The 18,583-nt window shown below is 38.6% G+C and carries 15 protein-coding genes; 13 read left to right on the top strand and 2 right to left on the bottom strand.

The features are described from left to right. Positions 1 to 10: 10 nt before the first annotated feature. On the bottom strand, positions 11 to 1,465 hold the full coding sequence (locus LVD15_RS02030) for a redoxin domain-containing protein (RefSeq protein WP_233778624.1): 1,455 nt from the start codon (positions 1,463 to 1,465) through the stop codon (positions 11 to 13). 142 nt (positions 1,466 to 1,607) lie between these two features. Here LVD15_RS02030 and gldA point away from each other — a divergent pair, with 142 nt between their 5' ends. The 5 genes from gldA to dnaN all read left to right on the top strand — a co-directional run bounded on the left by gldA (position 1,608) and on the right by dnaN (position 7,107). Beyond that, positions 1,608 to 2,534, top strand: a complete 927-nt coding sequence (gldA, locus tag LVD15_RS02025; RefSeq protein WP_233778623.1) for a gliding motility-associated ABC transporter ATP-binding subunit GldA — start codon at positions 1,608 to 1,610, stop codon at positions 2,532 to 2,534. Beyond that, on the top strand, positions 2,531 to 3,259 hold the full coding sequence (gene gldF, locus LVD15_RS02020; protein WP_233778622.1) for a gliding motility-associated ABC transporter permease subunit GldF: 729 nt from the start codon (positions 2,531 to 2,533) through the stop codon (positions 3,257 to 3,259). The genes gldA and gldF overlap by 4 nt, the downstream gene beginning before the upstream one ends. Continuing rightward, the gene (gldG, locus tag LVD15_RS02015) at positions 3,253 to 4,941 is read left to right on the top strand and encodes a gliding motility-associated ABC transporter substrate-binding protein GldG (RefSeq protein WP_233778621.1); all 1,689 of its coding nucleotides are present in this window, start codon (positions 3,253 to 3,255) and stop codon (positions 4,939 to 4,941) included. The genes gldF and gldG overlap by 7 nt, the downstream gene beginning before the upstream one ends. A 7-nt stretch (positions 4,942 to 4,948) precedes the next feature. After that, on the top strand, positions 4,949 to 5,902 hold the full coding sequence (locus LVD15_RS02010) for a DUF4340 domain-containing protein (RefSeq protein ID WP_233778620.1): 954 nt from the start codon (positions 4,949 to 4,951) through the stop codon (positions 5,900 to 5,902). A gap of 80 nt (positions 5,903 to 5,982) precedes the next feature. Continuing rightward, a complete protein-coding gene (gene dnaN, locus LVD15_RS02005; RefSeq protein ID WP_233778619.1) occupies positions 5,983 to 7,107 on the top strand; it encodes a DNA polymerase III subunit beta in 1,125 nt (374 codons plus the stop codon). Between the two features lie 73 nt (positions 7,108 to 7,180). On the opposite strand, the gene LVD15_RS02000 is transcribed toward dnaN, so the two are convergent. Next, on the bottom strand, positions 7,181 to 7,945 hold the full coding sequence (locus LVD15_RS02000; protein WP_370687394.1) for an XRE family transcriptional regulator: 765 nt from the start codon (positions 7,943 to 7,945) through the stop codon (positions 7,181 to 7,183). 251 nt (positions 7,946 to 8,196) lie between these two features. Here LVD15_RS02000 and LVD15_RS01995 point away from each other — a divergent pair, with 251 nt between their 5' ends. From LVD15_RS01995 to LVD15_RS01960, 8 genes are all read left to right on the top strand, one after another. Continuing rightward, on the top strand, positions 8,197 to 8,592 hold the full coding sequence (locus LVD15_RS01995; RefSeq protein WP_233778617.1) for a YbjN domain-containing protein: 396 nt from the start codon (positions 8,197 to 8,199) through the stop codon (positions 8,590 to 8,592). 12 nt (positions 8,593 to 8,604) lie between these two features. Continuing rightward, entirely contained in the window at positions 8,605 to 9,318 is a 714-nt protein-coding gene (locus LVD15_RS01990) for a PspA/IM30 family protein (protein WP_233778616.1), read from the top strand. Positions 9,319 to 9,329: 11 nt separating this feature from the next. Next, positions 9,330 to 9,962, top strand: coding sequence for an OB-fold-containig protein (locus LVD15_RS01985; protein WP_233778615.1), 633 nt, complete (start codon positions 9,330 to 9,332; stop codon positions 9,960 to 9,962). 18 nt (positions 9,963 to 9,980) lie between these two features. Continuing rightward, the gene (locus LVD15_RS01980; protein ID WP_233778614.1) at positions 9,981 to 12,146 is read left to right on the top strand and encodes a flotillin family protein; all 2,166 of its coding nucleotides are present in this window, start codon (positions 9,981 to 9,983) and stop codon (positions 12,144 to 12,146) included. A gap of 147 nt (positions 12,147 to 12,293) precedes the next feature. Beyond that, positions 12,294 to 13,505, top strand: a complete 1,212-nt coding sequence (locus tag LVD15_RS01975) for a DNA repair ATPase (protein ID WP_233778613.1) — start codon at positions 12,294 to 12,296, stop codon at positions 13,503 to 13,505. Continuing rightward, positions 13,447 to 17,196 (top strand): DNA repair ATPase, encoded by a 3,750-nt coding sequence (locus LVD15_RS01970; protein ID WP_233778612.1) that lies wholly within the window; start codon positions 13,447 to 13,449, stop codon positions 17,194 to 17,196. Before LVD15_RS01975 ends, LVD15_RS01970 begins: the two co-directional genes overlap by 59 nt. Before the next feature lie 284 nt (positions 17,197 to 17,480). After that, complete coding sequence (locus LVD15_RS01965) at positions 17,481 to 17,954, top strand: hypothetical protein (protein ID WP_233778611.1); 474 nt, start codon at positions 17,481 to 17,483, stop codon at positions 17,952 to 17,954. A gap of 158 nt (positions 17,955 to 18,112) precedes the next feature. Continuing rightward, complete coding sequence (locus LVD15_RS01960) at positions 18,113 to 18,460, top strand: hypothetical protein (protein ID WP_233778610.1); 348 nt, start codon at positions 18,113 to 18,115, stop codon at positions 18,458 to 18,460. The last annotated feature ends 123 nt before the right edge of the window (positions 18,461 to 18,583 follow it).

The raw sequence follows: 18,583 nt of genomic DNA, 5'->3' as shown, positions 1-18,583 counted from the left end.
AAAAGGGAGCTTATTGATGCTCCCTGTTTTCTATTGCTTCATATCTTTTTAAAAATTCTTCCAATCGCTCGGCCGGAAGTTTTTTAGCTATAATTTTTTTATCACTATCCAGTACATAAATAGTAGGGGTAGTCATAGCATCATATAGATTTCTGTATGACTCCGTGTAGGTTCTGGGGCCATTTACGGTGGTCCACTCTTCCATATGCATGGTTTTAATGTAGTCTTTCATCTTCACCATAGAGGTGTCAGCAGATACTGCATAAATACCTACGTCATAAGCGGAGTTATCATAAAATTCTTTAAGTCTGGGCGTTTCTTTTTTACAGTGGCCACAGTCAGGATCATAGAAATAAATCACCGTGTACTTATTTTTCATATCATACAAAGCGCGAGACTTTAAGTCTTCATTTTGCATAATTAAGTTAGGTGCTTTTAGTCCTATAAGGCTGTTTCTTAGTTGGTTGGCTCTATCTCCAAGGTTTTGTTTTAACTTGTCATTCGCCCAAAAGTCCATTTCGCCAGAAGCAAAATATTTATCATAGAGATGAACAAAGACCTCGTCTAAACCCATTATTTCGGGCTGCTGATATTTTATGGTCACTATCCAAACAAAGTATTTGTAAGTGTCCTGATCCTTTTTGGCGATAGCGGCTAATTCATCTATAGCATTGCTAATGGTGTCAGGGTGCTGTAGCAGCATTTTATCTAAATAGTCTTCAACTTTTCTCTTATATAAAGGCTCATTTAGCCTGATCATAGCAGGATCAGCCAGATTGAAATTATCCCAATAGTGCGCTCTGTAGTATCTGTAACTAAAAGTAGAGTCTATGGCACCATTTTCTAATTTAGGAGGCTCAGGGACTTCAATATTTTGATTAGCTTTTAATATTTTAGCAAACAAAGTGTTAGGGTATTTCTCTATCACTTCATCCTGATGCTTCATTACTTTTTTATTTAAAGTATTGAGAAAAGCTCTGGCGGCTTCTTTTTCTGCAGTAGTGCTGCTGCTGTCTTTTAAAATTTCTACTTGCGGCTTGGCTTCTTCGTTACGAGCTTCATTGTAGAGCATGTTTTTGAAGAACACTTCATTATCAACATCTCCGGTAACCTTAGCTGTTTCTACAAACTCAGGTCTGGTCGTTTCTATTTTAAATGTCTGGTCATCATTAATGATCAGGTCAAATAATTTGGATTTGTTTAATACCAGGAAGTAAATGCCTTTGCTCAATGCGTTTTTGCCGTCAAAAGTGAATTTCCCCTGACTATCTACCTGAGCGGTATCAGTGAGGTAGGTGCTTTCTCCGAAGAAGTTGCCCAGATAAATGGTGGTGTCGGATAAGCCATGAATCTGAAAATCAAGCTTGTAGCCATTTTGTGCCTGGCTGGTTAAAAATGTGATTGAAAGTAAAAAAGTAAAGATGAATTTCTGCATAACTATTCTTACAGGATACATTGAAATCATGAAACATCATTAAAGAAAACAAAGTTTCTGAATGATATGACACAATTTTAGGTAATTTAGGTTAAAAATTACTACAATTAGTAATAAGGATATTTTTTTGCATAAACACATCAACTTAATACTTTTGTCGTTCATTTGTATTATGTCGATATCTGTCAGAAATCTCACGAAAGTATACGGGCAACAGAAGGCAATAGATAGCATCTCTTTTGAAGTGAAAAAAGGAGAGATTCTTGGCTTTTTAGGACCTAATGGAGCGGGCAAGTCCACCACTATGAAAATAGCCACCTGCTATTTACCACCTACCGAAGGCACCGTGGAGGTGTGTGGCCTGGATGTTATAGAAGAATCAGTAGAGGTGAGAAAGCATATTGGCTACCTGCCAGAGCACAATCCTCTTTATCTGGAAATGTATGTGCGAGAGTACTTACAGTTTATAGGTAAGGTTTACGGCGTGTCCGGTAAGATTCTTAAAAGCCGGATAGATGAAATTATCAGTCTCTGTGGGCTCACTAAAGAGCAAAACAAAAAAATAGAAGCCCTATCAAAAGGGTATAGGCAGCGTGTAGGCTTGGCGCAGGCGCTAATCCATGATCCGGAAGTGCTTATTCTGGATGAGCCTACCACCGGTCTCGATCCTAACCAGATAGTAGAAATTCGTAACCTGATCAAAAGCATTAGTCAGGATAAAACGGTGATCTTTTCTACTCACATTATGCAGGAGGTGCAGGCGCTTTGCGATAGGGTAGTAGTAATTAATAATGGAAAAATAGTGGCGAACGATGCCATTGACCAGCTTAAAAATACCCAAAGAAAGGTGGCAGTCATTACTGTGGAGTTTGCAGAGACAATAGATGAGGAAGGTCTGAAACTTATAGAAGGGGTGCTAGAGGTAGAGAGAGGAGATGGGCATAAATATAAAGTTACCGCTTCCGTAGAGAAGGATGTGAGACCTGAAATCTTCAATTATGCAACTAAAGAGAATGTCACTTTGCTGGGTTTACAACAAGAAGAAGTGACTATAGAAAATGTATTCCAGGAGTTAACGAAAGGAGGCAAAACAGAATGATTCAGATCTTTTTGAAAGAGTTCAACAGCTTTCTTAATTCTTTAATAGCCTATATTGTAATTAGTGTGTTCCTTACGGGAATAGGCCTTTTGATGTGGGTCTTTCCTGATACTTCTGTGCTGGAGTATGGCTATGCTGATATGGAAACGCTTTTCGTTTTAGGGCCTTATGTGTTTATGTTTTTAATACCGGCCATAACCATGCGCATGTTTGCTGAAGAAAAGCGTGGAGGTACTATTGAATTATTGCTTACCAAGCCAATTACTGATTGGCAGATTATATTTGGTAAGTACTTGTCTGGGTTGGTTTTAGTGGTTTTTGCTATTGTTCCTACGCTGGTTTACTATTGGTCTATTTATAAATTAGGTAGTCCTGAAGGTAATATTGATACCGCCGGGGTAATGGGGTCTTATGTAGGCCTGGTCTTACTGGGGGCGGTTTTTACTGCCATCGGAATTTTCTCGTCAGTAATTAGTTCTAACCAAATCATCTCTTTTATAGTAGCAGTGTTCTTCTGCTTTATAGTGTATTCAGGGTTCGAATCAATCGCTTCTATAAATGATTGGGGGCAGTTTTCAGGTATGCTGGAGCAGTTGGGTATTCTATATCATTATGATGCCCTGAGCAAAGGCCTGATAGATAGCCGTGATGTAATATATTTTCTTAGTGTGATAGCAGTAGTCCTATTAGCCACTAAACTCGTTTTAAGTAGTAGGAAATGGTAGCTTTAGATAGTAGAAAATTAGAGTCTTTTTTAAGGTTTTGTATTGGGCTGGTGGCCGTGGTGCTTATTAATATCATCGCTTCATCTCAGTTTTTTCGTCTTGATCTTACTGAAGAAGGAAGGTATACCATAAAGGAGCCTACCAAAGAAATGCTCCAAGATTTAGATGATGTAGTATATTTAGAGGTGTATCTGGATGGTGAACTTAATTCCGGTTTCAAACGCCTGCAAAGATCTATAAGAGAAACGCTGGAAGAATTTAGAGTCTATTCCGGTGATAATATTCAATATACTTTTAATGATCCTACCGCGGCTATGAGTGAAAAGGCTCGTGGTGAGTTTATGAGAAGCTTAATGGCTAAAGGTATTCAGCCTACTAATATTATTGATGAGCAAAATGGTAACAGGGTTGAAAAATTAGTGTTTCCGGGTGCTCTGATCTCCTATGGAGGTGTGGAGACCGGTGTAATGCTTCTGAAAGGGAATAAAGCCTCTAGTGCTGAAGAAAAATTGAATCAGTCTATTGAAGGGATAGAATATGAAATAGCATCAGCTATTCGAGGACTAACTACCTTATCAAGAAAAAAGGTGGCTGTAATCAGAGGGCATGATGAACTTGATTCGCTGGAAATGGCTAGCTATACCGCTGCACTGGCAAATTTGTATGATTTAGGTAAAGAAAGGCTGGATAGAGATTTGAGTCAGTATGATGCTATGATAGTGGCTAAGCCCAGGAAGAAGTTCAGCGAAACAGAGAAGTATTACTTAGATCAATACCTGATGAAGGGCGGAAAAGTAATGCTGTTGCTTGATAAGATGCATGCTAATATGGATAGCGCTTCTGCTCCTATGAACTTCGCTTTTCCATATGATCTTAACCTTGATGATCAGCTTTTTAAATATGGCGTTCGTTTAAATGGAGATCTTATTCAGGATCAAATGGCTGCCAAATACCCGATAGTGGTGGGTAATATGGGAGATCAGCCTCAGCTGAGTTTAGAAAATTGGCCCTTTTTCCCTATCATTAATAAGTTTGCTAATCATCCTATTACCAGAAATATGGATGCTGTGCTGTTGAAATTTGCCTCTACCATGGATAGTATTCGGGTGGATGGAGTGAAGAAAACTCCTTTGTTATTTAGCTCCCAGTATGCCCGATCAGTAACGGCGCCAGTTAATGTTTCTGTGCAGGATCTGAGAAAGAATTTAACTCCTGAAATGCTCAATAAACCCTTTTTGCCAGTAGCATACTTGTTAGAAGGGAATTTTAGTTCGTTATACAAAAATCGGTTTAAACCTGAAAATGTGTCTGATGATGATTTTGTAGATACAGCAGCAGATGATGCTAAATTATTAGTAGTGAGTGATGGTGATATAGCGAAAAATGAAATTAATAAGCGCAATGGAGATCCTCAGCCGCTGGGCTTTTATCCTTTTGCGCAGACAGAATTCGCTAATCAGGATTTTCTGCTCAACTCACTGGCTTATATGCTGGATGATGAAGGGCTGATTACCGCCAGAAATAAAGAATTAAAAATAAGGCCTTTAGATAAAGTGCAGGTGAGCAGAGAGAAAACCAAATGGCAGATCATTAATATGGTGTTGCCAGTGTTGCTCATTATCATTTATGGAGTAATTAGGTTCTATTTAAGAAAGAAAAAATATACTGGATTTACCAAGTAAGTAGTTCATGCAGAGAAAAAGAAATATAAAGCTAATAGTAGTGCTGGTGTTGCTCATAGGGGCTACAGTGGTGGCTTATTTTCTCACCAGACCCGCCGATAAGCTGGAGGTAGACAGGACTATATTTGCTTATGAAGATCCGTCAGCTATTAATAGAGTGGTGTTTGAGTTAGGAGCTGAGAAAAACAGTCTGACTTACAATGGCTCTCATTGGCTGCTAAATGATAATTATGAAGCTGACCCGCAGCGGGTGAGTGTTATTTTTGCATTGCTCACACAGCAGCGGGTAAGAAGAATGGCCGCCAGGCAGCAGCAAGATTCATTACAACAGGCTTTTGAAAAGAGAGGCGTTCATGTTACCTATTATGAGGAAGCTAATGGCGTGAAGGATTTTTATGTTTTGGGTGATGATGAAAATAAAATCACCTATATGGCTGAAAGTCCTGGATCTCAGGCGTATATTGTGGAAATACCAGGATACAGAAGTTATTTGGCTGGTATTTATGAGTTAGATCAAAATGGGTGGAGAAATCCCAGAATATTTGATTTTAACTGGGCTAATCTTGAAGGCGTAGAAGTGGTCTATAATGAGCATCCTGAGAATGGCTTTTCCGTAGGCTTTGACTCTAGCTTTTACGAGGTGAGAGGGCTGGCTCAAACGGACTCATCCCGGCTTACTGACTTCCTGGATGATGTGTCATTGCTTTATGCAAATGACTTTCTAAATCAAAAGGAAGTGTCAGAGTATCAGGAGTTAGTAGATCAGGAGCCGCAAGCCATAATTAAGGTGCACGATGTGGCGGATAACATTTATACGCTGGAAGTGTATCAGGCCTTGAAGAATAATCGAGAGATAATTGGTAGAAAAGATTCTGCTGATTATGCTATATTTGATATTTCAAGGATGCGTAGAATTTTGCGTCCTAAAGGTTTTTTTGAGAAAAAGAAACAGCCGATTTAAAATCATAACGTTTCTTGTGAATGATTTTATTTTTAACTTTACCGAGTTTTAAACTTAACTATACGTAATCGACATCAGTAATGAAATTTATAGTCTCGTCATCATCACTTTTAAAGCAGCTTGCTAGTATCAATGGTGTAATTACTACTAATCCAGTAGTGCCTATTCTTGAGAATTTCCTTTTTGAAATTGAAGAGGGTAAGCTTACTGTTACGGCATCGGACTTGCAGACGTCTATGATCACTGAGATAGAAGTGGAATCTAAAGAGAGTGGCAACATAGCTGTGCCAGCTAAGATATTGCTTGAGACTTTGAAAAACCTACCGGAACAGCCGGTAACTTTTTCTATTGATGAAGATACGTACAGTGTGGAAATTAGCAGTGATAATGGTCGATACAAACTTGCTGGTGAGAATGCTACTGATTTCCCTAAAGTGCCTACTGTTTCTGATGACTTTTCAGTAGACATGTCTACCGAGGTGCTAAGCAGTGCTATTAACAATACTATTTTTGCTACTAGTAATGACGAGCTGAGACCTGCCATGACGGGTGTGTACATGAATCTTACTGATACTAACACTACCTTTGTTTCTACAGATGGTCATAGGCTGATAAGATATAGAAGAGTGGATGTGGCTTCTGATAATGGCAATGCTATCATCATACCAAGGAAGGCGCTTAACCTTTTAAAATCTACATTGCCTTCAGAAAACACCAACGTATCAGTAGAGTTTAACGTGTCTAATGCTTTCTTCAGGTTCAATAATATCAGAATGATATGTAGACTGATAGATGAGCGTTTCCCTGATTATGAAAACGTGATTCCGGTTGATAATAACAATACTATGTTTATTGATCGTTCTGAGTTGCTAAGCTCTTTAAAGAGGATTGCTATCTATGCTAACAAAACTACCCATCAGGTAAGGCTGAAAATTACAGGTAGTGAGCTACAGATCTCTGCGGAAGATCTTGATTTTGCTAACGAAGCGAATGAAAGATTGTCTTGCGAGCATGATGGAGAAGATATAGAAATCGGATTCAATGCTAAATTCCTTATCGAAATGCTGAATAATGTAGATTCTGATAAAGTGGAATTAAGACTTTCTGAACCCAATAAAGCAGGGCTTTTAATACCTACAGATAAGAGTGATAATGAAGACATTCTTATGTTAGTAATGCCTGTAATGCTTAACAACTACGTATAAGATATTTAGTTAATAAAATATAATGACTGAGGCCGATTGATTTCAATCGGCCTTTTTTGTGCGTAGAAATCAGTTACTCTACCTTTTTTAGGAGCTTCTTCATTTGTGCTTCCAGTGTATTTACCCTTTCTTCAAGTCTTGAAGGAGACTCCAGGTTTTTGCTGAAAATGGCATCGGCCTTCCAGATTTCTAATATTTCATTGGCTTTTACCCTCAGCGGATCAAAGGCAGGATTATCAGCTTTAAATATATAGGTGCTATTGTATCTTGAAAAGCGCCTTGCCAGAATGTCATTCTTAGTGATGATAACATATAAAAGGCCTTTTTCTACATCTTCAATAGCAGAGGGTAGGCAGAGTAAGATGTCTTTATGGTGTATGCCTTGGTTCTCTACAACCATCTCATTGCCATTAATCTGAAAGGCACGTGATTTCTTGTGCTGTGTAAAGGGAAAGTGTATGGCAGGTAGTTTATTTATAAAGTCCTTGTTTTGGAAGCTTACAATGTAGTCTAAGTGTTTTTCTAAAGATATGAATGGTGTTTGCTCAGCTACATCGTCCTTGTCTGTAATCGCTTCCTTTTCCTCCTTAGAAAACTCCTTTTTAAATATATCGAATTTATAGAGCTCATTTATAGTAAGTTCTTTGGTAAGCAGCGTGTCTATAGAAAGCTCAAAATGCCTGGCTATTTGTATGAGGGTTTCTATTTTGGGTTCCGTTCTTCCTTCCTCATATGCACCTACACTGGGGCGAGCCAGATTAAACAGCTGGGCAAAGTCTGATTGGCTCATTTTTTTGACAGCCCTGATCTTCTTGATATTCTTTCCTATAAATGACATAATCCCTTTTCGCTGAAATATTTTTCAAAAATCGTATAACCTTTTTAAAAATGCTAACGTATAGGTAAATAAATGGCTGCTAATAAAATGAGCAATGCTAGTAAAAGTAGATTTTATTTCTTATTATTGAATTATGAAACACGATAATGACATACCGCCCTAATAATTTGAAGAAATTGATATGGTGAGTTTGATTATTTTATATAATTTGAACCACTTTTGATTTTTTCGAAGTATTAATGCAATTCTACATGACCCAACATTTTAAAAAAGTAAAAGAGTACCTAATAGACCTTGATTATGAGATCACTTATGAAAGCGAAGATGAATGTGTTTTCGTGGTGAGTGATGAGAGGTCAGGGGTAAGCAACATGGTGCTGGGCTGTGCGGATCCTATTTTGATATTGGAGCAATTCATTTTTGAAGTAAAGGATACCTCAGCGAGTACTTACATCCGACTCATGCAGAAAAACAGAGACATTATACACGGTGCCTTTGTGCTGGATGACACGGGGAAGAAGGTTATTTTTCGAGATACTTTAGAGCTCGAAAATCTTGACTTTAACGAGCTGGAGGCTGTTTTTAACTCATTAGGCCTATTGCTTAGCGAATTTTCAAATGAGTTAATTGAATTGTCAAAACACTAAAAATTAAAAGAGATGAATATCTTTGGAAGACTATTTAAGATTGGGCAATCAGAGGCTCATTCAGCAATTGATAAATTGGAAGATCCTATAAAGCTTACAGAGCAGGGGATAAGAGATATGAAAGTGGATCTTGATAAGGCTTTAAATGCTTTAGCTCAGGTAAAGGCAATGGCCATAAGATCTAAAAATGATGTGCAGACCTACAAGTCTAAAGCCCAGGATTATGAGCAGAAAGCTATAATGCTATTACAACGAGCAGAGAAAGGAGATATAGAATCTTCAGAAGCAGATAGATTGGCATCAGAGGCTTTAATGCAAAAAGAGGAGAATCTGAAACATGTTTCCAGAGCCATGGGTGAGCAGCAGCAGTATGATGACTCCGTTGCTAAATTGGAGAGCAATGTCAAAAGATTGAGAAGTACCATTGCTAAATGGGAAAATGAATTGAAGACTTTGAAGGCCAGGGTTAAAGTAAGTACTGCCACTAAAAATATCAATAAGCAAATGGCTCAGATCGATTCAACAAGTACAGTGTCTATGCTGGAGAGAATGAGAGATAAAGTAGCTCAAGAGGAAGCTTTGGCAGAATCTTACGGCGAAATAGCTAATGAGAGTAAAAGCATAGACGAAGAAATAGATAGAAAGCTGGCCGAAACCGGTGGAGCAAGTGCAAGTGATGAATTGGCCAAGCTAAAAGCTAAAATAGGAATTAAAAAAGAAGAATAAATAAAATTAAAATGGGTGAATTACTTGAAGTAGCAGTGAACCCTGCGAACATAATTATAACCGCTTTGTCTATTTTCATTGTGATCTATTGGATCACGGTCATCATCGGAATTTTCGATATAGATGTTTTTGATTTTGATATGGATGTAGACGTAGATGCTGATGCCGATGTGGAAGTTGAAGGCAGTTCTGTTATCTGGTTAAATTCGTTATTGTCATTTTTTAACCTCGGAAAGATACCTTTTATGATTTTTCTCTCATTTTGGATTATTCCAACTTGGTTATTGTGCATAAACATCAATTATTTCATAGGTAATTCCTCATTTTTAATAGGTCTATTTGTATTGTTTGGGAGTCTATTTGTTGGTCTTTTTATAACTAAAATTCTTACTTATCCCTTTGTGAAGCTTTATCAAAAGCTAGAAAAGGAGAATGAATACGATAGTATAATAGGTAAAATATGCGCTATAACTATAGCTGCCACAGAGAGTAAAACAGGACAAGCCCAAGTGAAAACTAATGGTGCTCCTCACATACTAAGTGTGAGGACCATTAAAGGCATAGAGATGCAAAAAGGAGATACCGGACTCGTGTTAGAGCATAATCAGGATCTCAACTTATACTTAATCGAACCTTATAATTAATAATTTAAACTACATAATATGTTATCATCAATCTATACTGCTTTACTGGTAGTAGGTCTTGTTCTTTTGGCGATAGTTGTTATCATCGTCAAAATGTATAAGAAGGCGGTTCAAGGAGAAGCGCTTATTAAAACCGGCCAGGGAGGAGCTAAAGTTTCGTTCTCTGGGATCTTCATTGTACCCGTTATCCATAAGTTAGAAATTATGGATATTACTCTCAAAAGTCTTACTATATCCAGATTGGGTAAAGATGGCCTTATATGTAAAGATAATATGAGAGCCGATATTAAAGTGAGCTTTTTCATAAGAGTAAATAAAACTACTGAAGATGTAATTCATGTGGCTCAAAGCATAGGTTGTAAGCGTGCTTCTGACATAGATCAGCTGGAAATGCTATTTGATGCTAAATTTTCTGAAGCTTTAAAAACGGTAGGTAAGCACTTTGAATTTGTAGAACTGTATAACTCCAGAGCTGCATTTAAAGAGAGAATATTAGATGAAATAGGTACAGATCTCAATGGGTATATTCTGGATGACTGCGCTATTGATTACGTAGAACAAACCTCTATTCATGATCTTAATGAAAGTAATATTCTAGATGCTCAAGGTATTAAGAAGATTATTGAGCTCACATCTACTGAGAAGATCAAGTCTAACCTTATAGAAAGAGAGAAAGAAAAAACCATTAAAAAGCAGGATGTTGAAGCCAGGGAAACCATTTTGGAGCTGGAGAAGCAGCAGACTGAAAAAGAAGAGCAGCAGCGTAGAGAGATTGAAAATATCCGATCAAGAGAATCGGCAGAGATAGAGAAGGTTCGTCAGGAAAATGAAATGAAAGCAGCTCAGGCTCGCATAGCTACTGAAGAAGAGATAGGAGTGGCAGAAGAGAATAAGCTGAGACAGATAGTGGTAGCTCTGAAAAACAAAGAAAAAACAGAGGCCGTTGAAAATGAAAGAGTAGAGCAAGCTAGGGCGCTTGAAGCTACTGAAAGAGAAAGAGTAGTAGAGCTGGCGCGTATAGATAAAGAAAAATCACTAGAAGTAGAGCGTAGAAACATACAAGAAGTGATCCGTGAGCGTGTTACCGTAGAGAAAGCTACAGTAGCAGAAGAAGAGAAAATCAAAGATACTCGTGCTCAGGCTGAGGCAGATAGAAATAAAATGGTGGCCATTACCGTTGCTGAGCAAAAAGCTGAAGAAGCATTAGTTCAGGAGATAAAAGCGGCAGAAGCAGCGCGTCAAGCAGCTGATTCATTAGCTAAAAAATCATTAATAGATGCTGAGGCTGAGAAAGCGGCCGCTAACCATAAAGCGGAAGCAATGAAGACTCTCGCAGAGGCAGAAGCAGCGCAAAAAGCGTCTATAGGTATGTCTGAAGCGCAAGTGATGACAGCCAAAGCGGAAGCCAAAGAGAAAGAAGGTGAGTCTGAAGCTTCTGTAATAGAAATGAAAGCTGATGCTGAAGCTAAAGGTATAAGACTGAAAGCTGTAGCGCAGTCAGAAGCAGATGAAAAACTAGGATTTGTAGCGGCTAAAGTGGCTCGTGAAAAAGGAACAGCTGATGCAGAAGTGACTGAGGTGAAAGCTGTAGCTGATGAGAAAAAAGGTATGGCAGAAGCCAGAGTAATGGCAGAGAAATTCAAAGCTGATGCTGAGGGTATCAAGCAGAAAGCTGCTGCTATGAAAGCGCTGGATGGTGCAGGTATGGAGCATGAAGAATTTAAGCTTAGACTTGAGAAAGATAGAGCCATAGAATTAGCTCAAATAGATGTAAGCAAATATATTGCTGAAGCGCAGGCTCTTGTGCTGGCAGAGGCTATGAAGTCAGCTAAGATAGACATCATAGGTGGTGAAAGCATGTTCTTTAATCAGATTGCAGGATCTGTGGCTAAAGGAAAATCAATAGATGCTTTTATCAATGGTAGCGAAGTGGCTACAGATGTGAAATCAGCCTTTTTAAGCACTGATGGTGGAAGCTCCTTTAAGGAAAATGTTGGTCAGCTATTAAAGAGCTTTAACCTAACTTCTGAAGATGTGAAAAACATCACCGTGTCAGCGCTGCTGTTCAAGATGATGGGTAGTACTCAAGACGATAGTGTGAAAAACAGTCTGCGTCAAATGATGAGTATTGCTAAATCTGCCGGGTTGGATAATGAGACTCCCAAAACACTGGGGTTGATTTAAGTAGACCGTAAGAATTGTTGGCTGTATGTCATTAAATACCAGTAACTATTAAGTAGTTACTAGTACAACATACAGCCTTTACATTCTTCTTCTTAAATTATTCGTTCTCAATCACCTCCGGTATTATTCGCCTTAAATCTATTAACTATGTCTCAGGAACAGACAGAAAATAATAACCCATCACAAGTGACACTGGAAGGCGGCACCTATGAAGTTTTAAAAAACCGATTAGAGGCCAGCACAAAAGACCTGTCGCAAGTATTAAAAAAGCTCAATGAGTCGAGAAAGCAGGTTTTTGGTTCATTAGAAACTAAGCTGATAGCTACTGAGCGAATCACTACGGAGCACAATTGTATTCCCTGGGATATGGTGCCCATTGGTAATCACTTTTTGTTTGGCTTTAATGTTCATTTAGGCTTAAAGACTCACATTGAGCTGTCTGATGTTTTTAGCATTCATCAATATAAAGATCATACTTTCCCTGCTTTAGATATGTCTATGATTGCCGATGAGCAGTTTATAATAGACTTTCAAAAGCTATATAAATATTATAAAGACACGCAGTTTGTCAAGTTTGCTTCTATAGGGCCGCACTTATACATGATTTTTCGTATCGGTAAATCCGTTACTGACATCAAGGCCTTTAAATGGTTGGTGGAAGGGGAGAAGCTTACTTATCTGGATAATCGTAGTGAGCATGAGTTTTCTTTTCCTGCTCAGCATGCATTCCAGTGGAAAAGAACCACCAGAGATTATCATAGAGAAGGAAAATATCCACATATTTCTATTGAAGATAAAGTCTTTGTAGAGACTGTGGGTGGTGACCTTACTATTAAGGTGGAAGATAATACTGATTCTGGCAGAGGTGTGTATCAGGAGGATGTGGATAATCCTGATCAAACACTGGACGATGCTGAAATTATGTATGCTATTTTAGGCAACCTGATCCTGTTGAGAATAAAGCCTTATCAGGAAAAGGAATATCGGTATATCGTATTTAATAGCAAGCTAAAAGAAGCCAGAAATATCAAAGCTATTGCTGATGCCTGCATCCTTTTGCCTGATGATCAGGGGATTATTTTCTCTAATGGTTATTATCTGCAAAGTGGTGATTATAAGGTTTTTGACAATAACCTTAAGGATATGGTTTATGAAAAGACCATTGCCTCTCCTAATGGAGAAGATTACCTCTATGTATTTTATAACCGCTTGCAAGGCGTTTATTTATTGCTTCCATACAATATTATTCAGCAAAAGGTAGAGAATCCTATCATCTGTCATGGTTATTCTATTTTTGAAAATGGAGAGATGTGCTTCTTTAATGCTGATGATGAGCCTAAAAAAGCACCACGCTACTAAAATATGGCAAACACCATTTACAGGGCCAGATTTTCAGGCTACAGCCAATAATGATTCATACCTTTTTAAAATTGGTAATAAGGAAATAGTACGCGCCATGGCTGAGTGTAATGAGCTCATTACTCTGGTAGAGAAAGGAGAGAATTATACTAATCTTTATTCTGACCTTCAAAAGCAATCTACTGATATAATAGATACTTATCATTGGCTGGATAAAGAGGAAGCCTTCAAGGCATTGGAGCCATTAAAGGCTATTCGTCAAACGGCTTCATCAGCCATAGATGAATATGAAAAAGTAGTAAGCATAAGAAAAAATACGGCCGATCGGGTCAATGATGTGCTTAACAGGGTAGATGAAATGACTAAGAAGATTAGTCGTGAAACACAGCCCAGCTTGGAGAAATTTGTTAATAACCTGAATGCTCTGCGTGAGCTCAGGGGAGAAACGGAATCTTTAAAATCATTGCGTTATGCTGATGAGCAACGCATAGAAAAATATGAAGAGCTGCTTAAGGAAACCAACCTTAAATATGCTGATAGCTGCGTTCGTTTTTTACTTAGAGATGATGCTTTAGATGAGTATGAAACCAAGGTAAAGGGTCTGGAGCTGGAAATTGAAGAGGTAAACAAAGTAATAGATATCGATGAGCTCGAAAAGAAAATAGACCAGATAGCTCATGATTTAGAAATGCTCATAGATATTGTGAGTAACCTTAAGATTTCTGATGCTACGCAAACCACGCAGATCATTGATAATATATCCGCCTTGTTCTCTATTCTTAATAGAAACAGAGCTGCCTTAAAGAAAAAGCGGCGGGAGCTGATGCTGATTGAAGGCAAGGCTGAATTCAACGCTCAAATCAAGCTATTGGAGCAAGGGGTAACTAACTACCTTGACCTTTCTGATACTCCCAAAAAATGTGATGAATACCTGGCTAAGCTCATGGTACAGCTAGAGGAGCTGGAAGGTAAATTTGCTGAGTTTGATGATTTTGTGCTGAAAATATCTGAAAAGAGGGAGGATATATATAATGCCTTTGAATCTAAAAAGGTATCATTAGTAGAAGCTAGAAATAAACGCGCTAATTCATTACAGCAATCGGCTGCCAGAATACTAAGTGCTGCTCAGAGTAGAACGGAACGTATGACTACCGCGGCAGAGATCAATGGCTATTTTTCATCAGACATGATGATAGAGAAGCTCAGAAATATTGTGGCTGAGCTCAAAGAAATAGGCGACTCTGTAAAGGCTGATGATGTACAAAGTAAGCTCAAAGCACTGAAGGAAGATGCTATCAGGCAGCTGAGAGATAAAAATGAGCTATTTGAAGCGGGAGAAGATATAATCAAGTTCGGGAAATATAAATTCTCTGTCAATACGCAGTCTCTGGAAGTGACGGTGGTGCCAAGAGATGAAAACTTATTTTTCCACCTTACCGGTACCAGCCTGTACGAAGAAATTAAAAACGAGAGGATTAATGCCAGTAGAGCGGTTTGGAATCAGGCGGTGATGTCAGAGAATGAAAAGCTATACCGTGCCGAGTATCTGGCTTATAAAGTCCTGAAAGTGGGAGAAAAAAAGGCCAATGGAGAAGAGGTGCATAAAACTTTGGCAGAGCTCTACAAGCTTACTCCTGAGCAGTTGCTGACTTACGTGCAGCAGTTTATGGCTTTGCGGTATAATGAAGGGTACATGAAAGGCGTGCATGACAATGATGCTGTCCGTCTATTGGAGTCTCTGCTTATGTTCTATCAATCAGGTGGATTGCTTAAGTATGCCTCAGAAACACGTGCTATGGCTCAATTTTACTGGCAATATGCGGTAAATGAAGAGTATAAACAGCTGCTAGATACCAGAATTAAGGGGCTGGGGATAATAATTGATGTGTTTCCTAACCTGGAAGAATTTTACCAGGTAATAGAAGAGGTGAAGCTGGATATTGAAAGTAAGCTGGCTGATGTCTTTGACTTGAGCCATGCTGCTAAGGCTGCCGAATATCTGTTTTTTGAGATTAAAGATCATAATGATTTTGTGAAAGCTGGTGATGCTGTGTCTTTGGCAGAAAGCTTTCAGGCTTATTTGAAAGATAAAAAGGCAGCAAAAAGATATGAGGACTCAGTGAAAAAACTGAAGCAGGAACAAGATCAGTTTCAGATGATCAGAAAATGGCTTCAAGCGTATGCTGAGTTTAATGATGATCAGGATGGTCTTCAGTTTATTTCAGAAACGGCCTTGCTTTTAATGGAAGATAAAGCACAGCCAAGAGTCATTAATATTCCTTTAGTGGCCGAGGTAGAAGGAATGCAGGGGAGTCATGCTGTGGTAGAAGACGGTAAATATCACATGAATTTCAACCAGTTTTTACTGAAGTTGGAAGCCTTTGAAAATATAACGGTGCCTGCCTATAAGGAGTTTAATGCGCTGAAAAAGGAATTGGTAGCGGACTTTACAGAAGAGCTGAGATTGGGTGAGTTTAAGCCCAGAGTAATGTCTTCATTTGTTCGTAATAAACTGATAAATGAGGTGTACTTGCCGCTTATTGGCGCTAACCTGGCTAAGCAAATAGGAGAGGCAGGCGAAGGTAAGCGTACTGACCTGATGGGAATGCTCTTGCTTATTTCGCCTCCGGGTTATGGTAAAACCACTTTGATGGAATATATCGCCAATAGATTGGGTGTGATTTTTATGAAGATCAATGGGCCGGCTATTGGACATCAGGTCACCTCAGTTGACCCTGCTGAAGCGCCAAATGCAGCTGCTCGTGAAGAGCTTAATAAGCTTAACCTGGCCTTTGAAATGGGAGATAATGTAATGATATATCTTGATGATATTCAGCATTGTAACCCTGAATTTTTACAGAAGTTTATTTCACTTTGTGATGCTCAGCGTAAGATAGAAGGGGTTTATAAAGGTAAGAGTAAAACTTACGACTTCAGAGGTAAAAAGGTGAGTGTGGTGATGGCTGGGAACCCATATACAGAAAGTGGTGAAAAATTCCGCATCCCTGATATGCTCTCTAACCGTGCTGATGTATATAACCTGGGTGACATCATCGGAGATTCTGATTCAGCCTTTAAGCTGAGTTATCTGGAGAACTGTATTACCTCTAATCCGGTGCTGAATAAGCTGGCAGGTAAAAGCCTTGATGATGTGTATACCTTAGTGAGCGCAGCAGAAAAGGATACGCTGGAAGGTGCTGAGTTCGAAACCAATCATTCGCAGGAGGAGGTGAGAGAATATATGAGTGTATTCCAAAAGCTGATGAAGGTGAGAGATATTATTTTGAAGGTAAACCTGGAATATATCCGCTCAGCAGGACAGGCCGATGAGTACAGAACAGAACCTGCCTTTAAACTGCAGGGGTCATACAGAGATATGAATAAAATTGCTGAGAAAGTATTCTCTGTAATGAATGACGATGAGCTGACTACTTTGGTGAATGGCCATTATAATAATGAAGCTCAGACCCTCACCACCGGAGCTGAAGCCAACTTGCTGAAGTTTAAAGAGCTCAATGGCTACCTAACCGCCGAAAGCCAGGCGCGTTGGGTGGAGATAAAAGAAATCTTCATGAAGCAGCAGCGTACCAAAGGCTATGGCATGGGCAACCAAATGGGGCAAATGCTTAGTCATATTGAAGAAGTGACCAAAGGTCTGGATGGCATCAGAGATGCTTTGATGAAGAAGTGATTTAAGGACTTTGTGTAGTTTCTGTAGGTGTTATCGCCTACAGAACTGCTCACCTTGGAAAGTCGACTGTTGGAGCTGCTGTCAACAAGTGTACAGGTTGCTTTATTAATAGGTTTATTTGGTAAATGTGGGGTTTTAATAAGTCTCATATAGATGCAATGAAAGGTTACTTCATTGAGTGGAATTGCTTTGTCTATTCAATTCCAATAGATGTGTGTGTTTTGTCTTCAGTTTATTTATATGTATGGGAGATAAATCTTACTCAACAAATAATGTGATAAATTATGAAAAAGGTTGTCTTTGTTATTATGATAATCATTAGCCTGAGCTCATGTAAGAAGCCGCGAGCAGCAGTTGATTATGATGGGCTAACATTTCGCGATGGTGTTGGGGATGGGCTAATGCTGTATGAAAAGGAGAGAAAATCACCAATTCAATTAAAGTTGGATTATGATAGTGTGGTTTACGATGAAGTTAATGGTAAAACTTTTTATAAAGATGATGTCCTCGTTCAGTTAAGGGATGAGGTTCTTTTTAAGGAAAGAAATCCAGGCTACTACTGGTTGTACAATCTAAAAAGGAGTGATACTTTGCCGATTAACTTGATGGTCAATGGCAGTTATGTTATTAGGGATATTTCTTTCAAGAATGATACCCACGATTATTATATGTCTTTTACCGTTGAGGAAGATTCAACCATAAATTATGAAGTTGGCCCAGTGGTTTATGGGCCTTTTTCTGAGATACCTTTATTGTAGCTATTTATTTGGGAGTCTTATAAAATAGACTTCACTTATAATTAGAGTAATCACCTATAAAACCACTCCCTAATCATAGAAACTATGACAGGAACCAACCAATATAGGTAAAATCTAAACATTCAATTTTACATATTAATCAACTAAATGCTCATGTTATGAAGTATAATGGCACCGCTTTGCGTAAAAATAATGCCCAAATTGGGCTCACTAAAAAAGAAGAAAAAGGTCGATTGTATAAATTTATTGGCGCGTTTGTAGTGTTGCTAGCCCTTTTAATAGTGACCGTGCTGGCGTTAATGCTAAAGTTAAGCAGTGACAATACGAACAGTGAAGTTTATAAACTGAGTCATATGGAGATACCATCCGAAGACTCTATTCTTCAGTTAGAAGAACAATGGTATGCTCAGGAAGCTCCTGATACAATCTTCATTGAAGAGGCAAGTAATAATGATGAATTGAGGAGTGAAATGCAGAAGTTGAAATTGCCTTATGTTTTGTTTTAAAAGGGTTTAAATGATTGGTGATTTCAAATGGATGCTTTGCTTAAAACCTTTACCTGCAATTGAGTTATCACCAACGGAACTTCCTCTCATTTCGCTTTCATCTCACAACGGTGCAGCAAGAGC

The organism is Fulvivirga maritima, from assembly GCF_021389955.1.
Classification (GTDB): domain Bacteria; phylum Bacteroidota; class Bacteroidia; order Cytophagales; family Cyclobacteriaceae; genus Fulvivirga; species Fulvivirga maritima.
The sequence above is the reverse complement of the archived record's forward strand: the minus strand, read 5'-3'. Positions and strand labels throughout refer to the sequence as shown.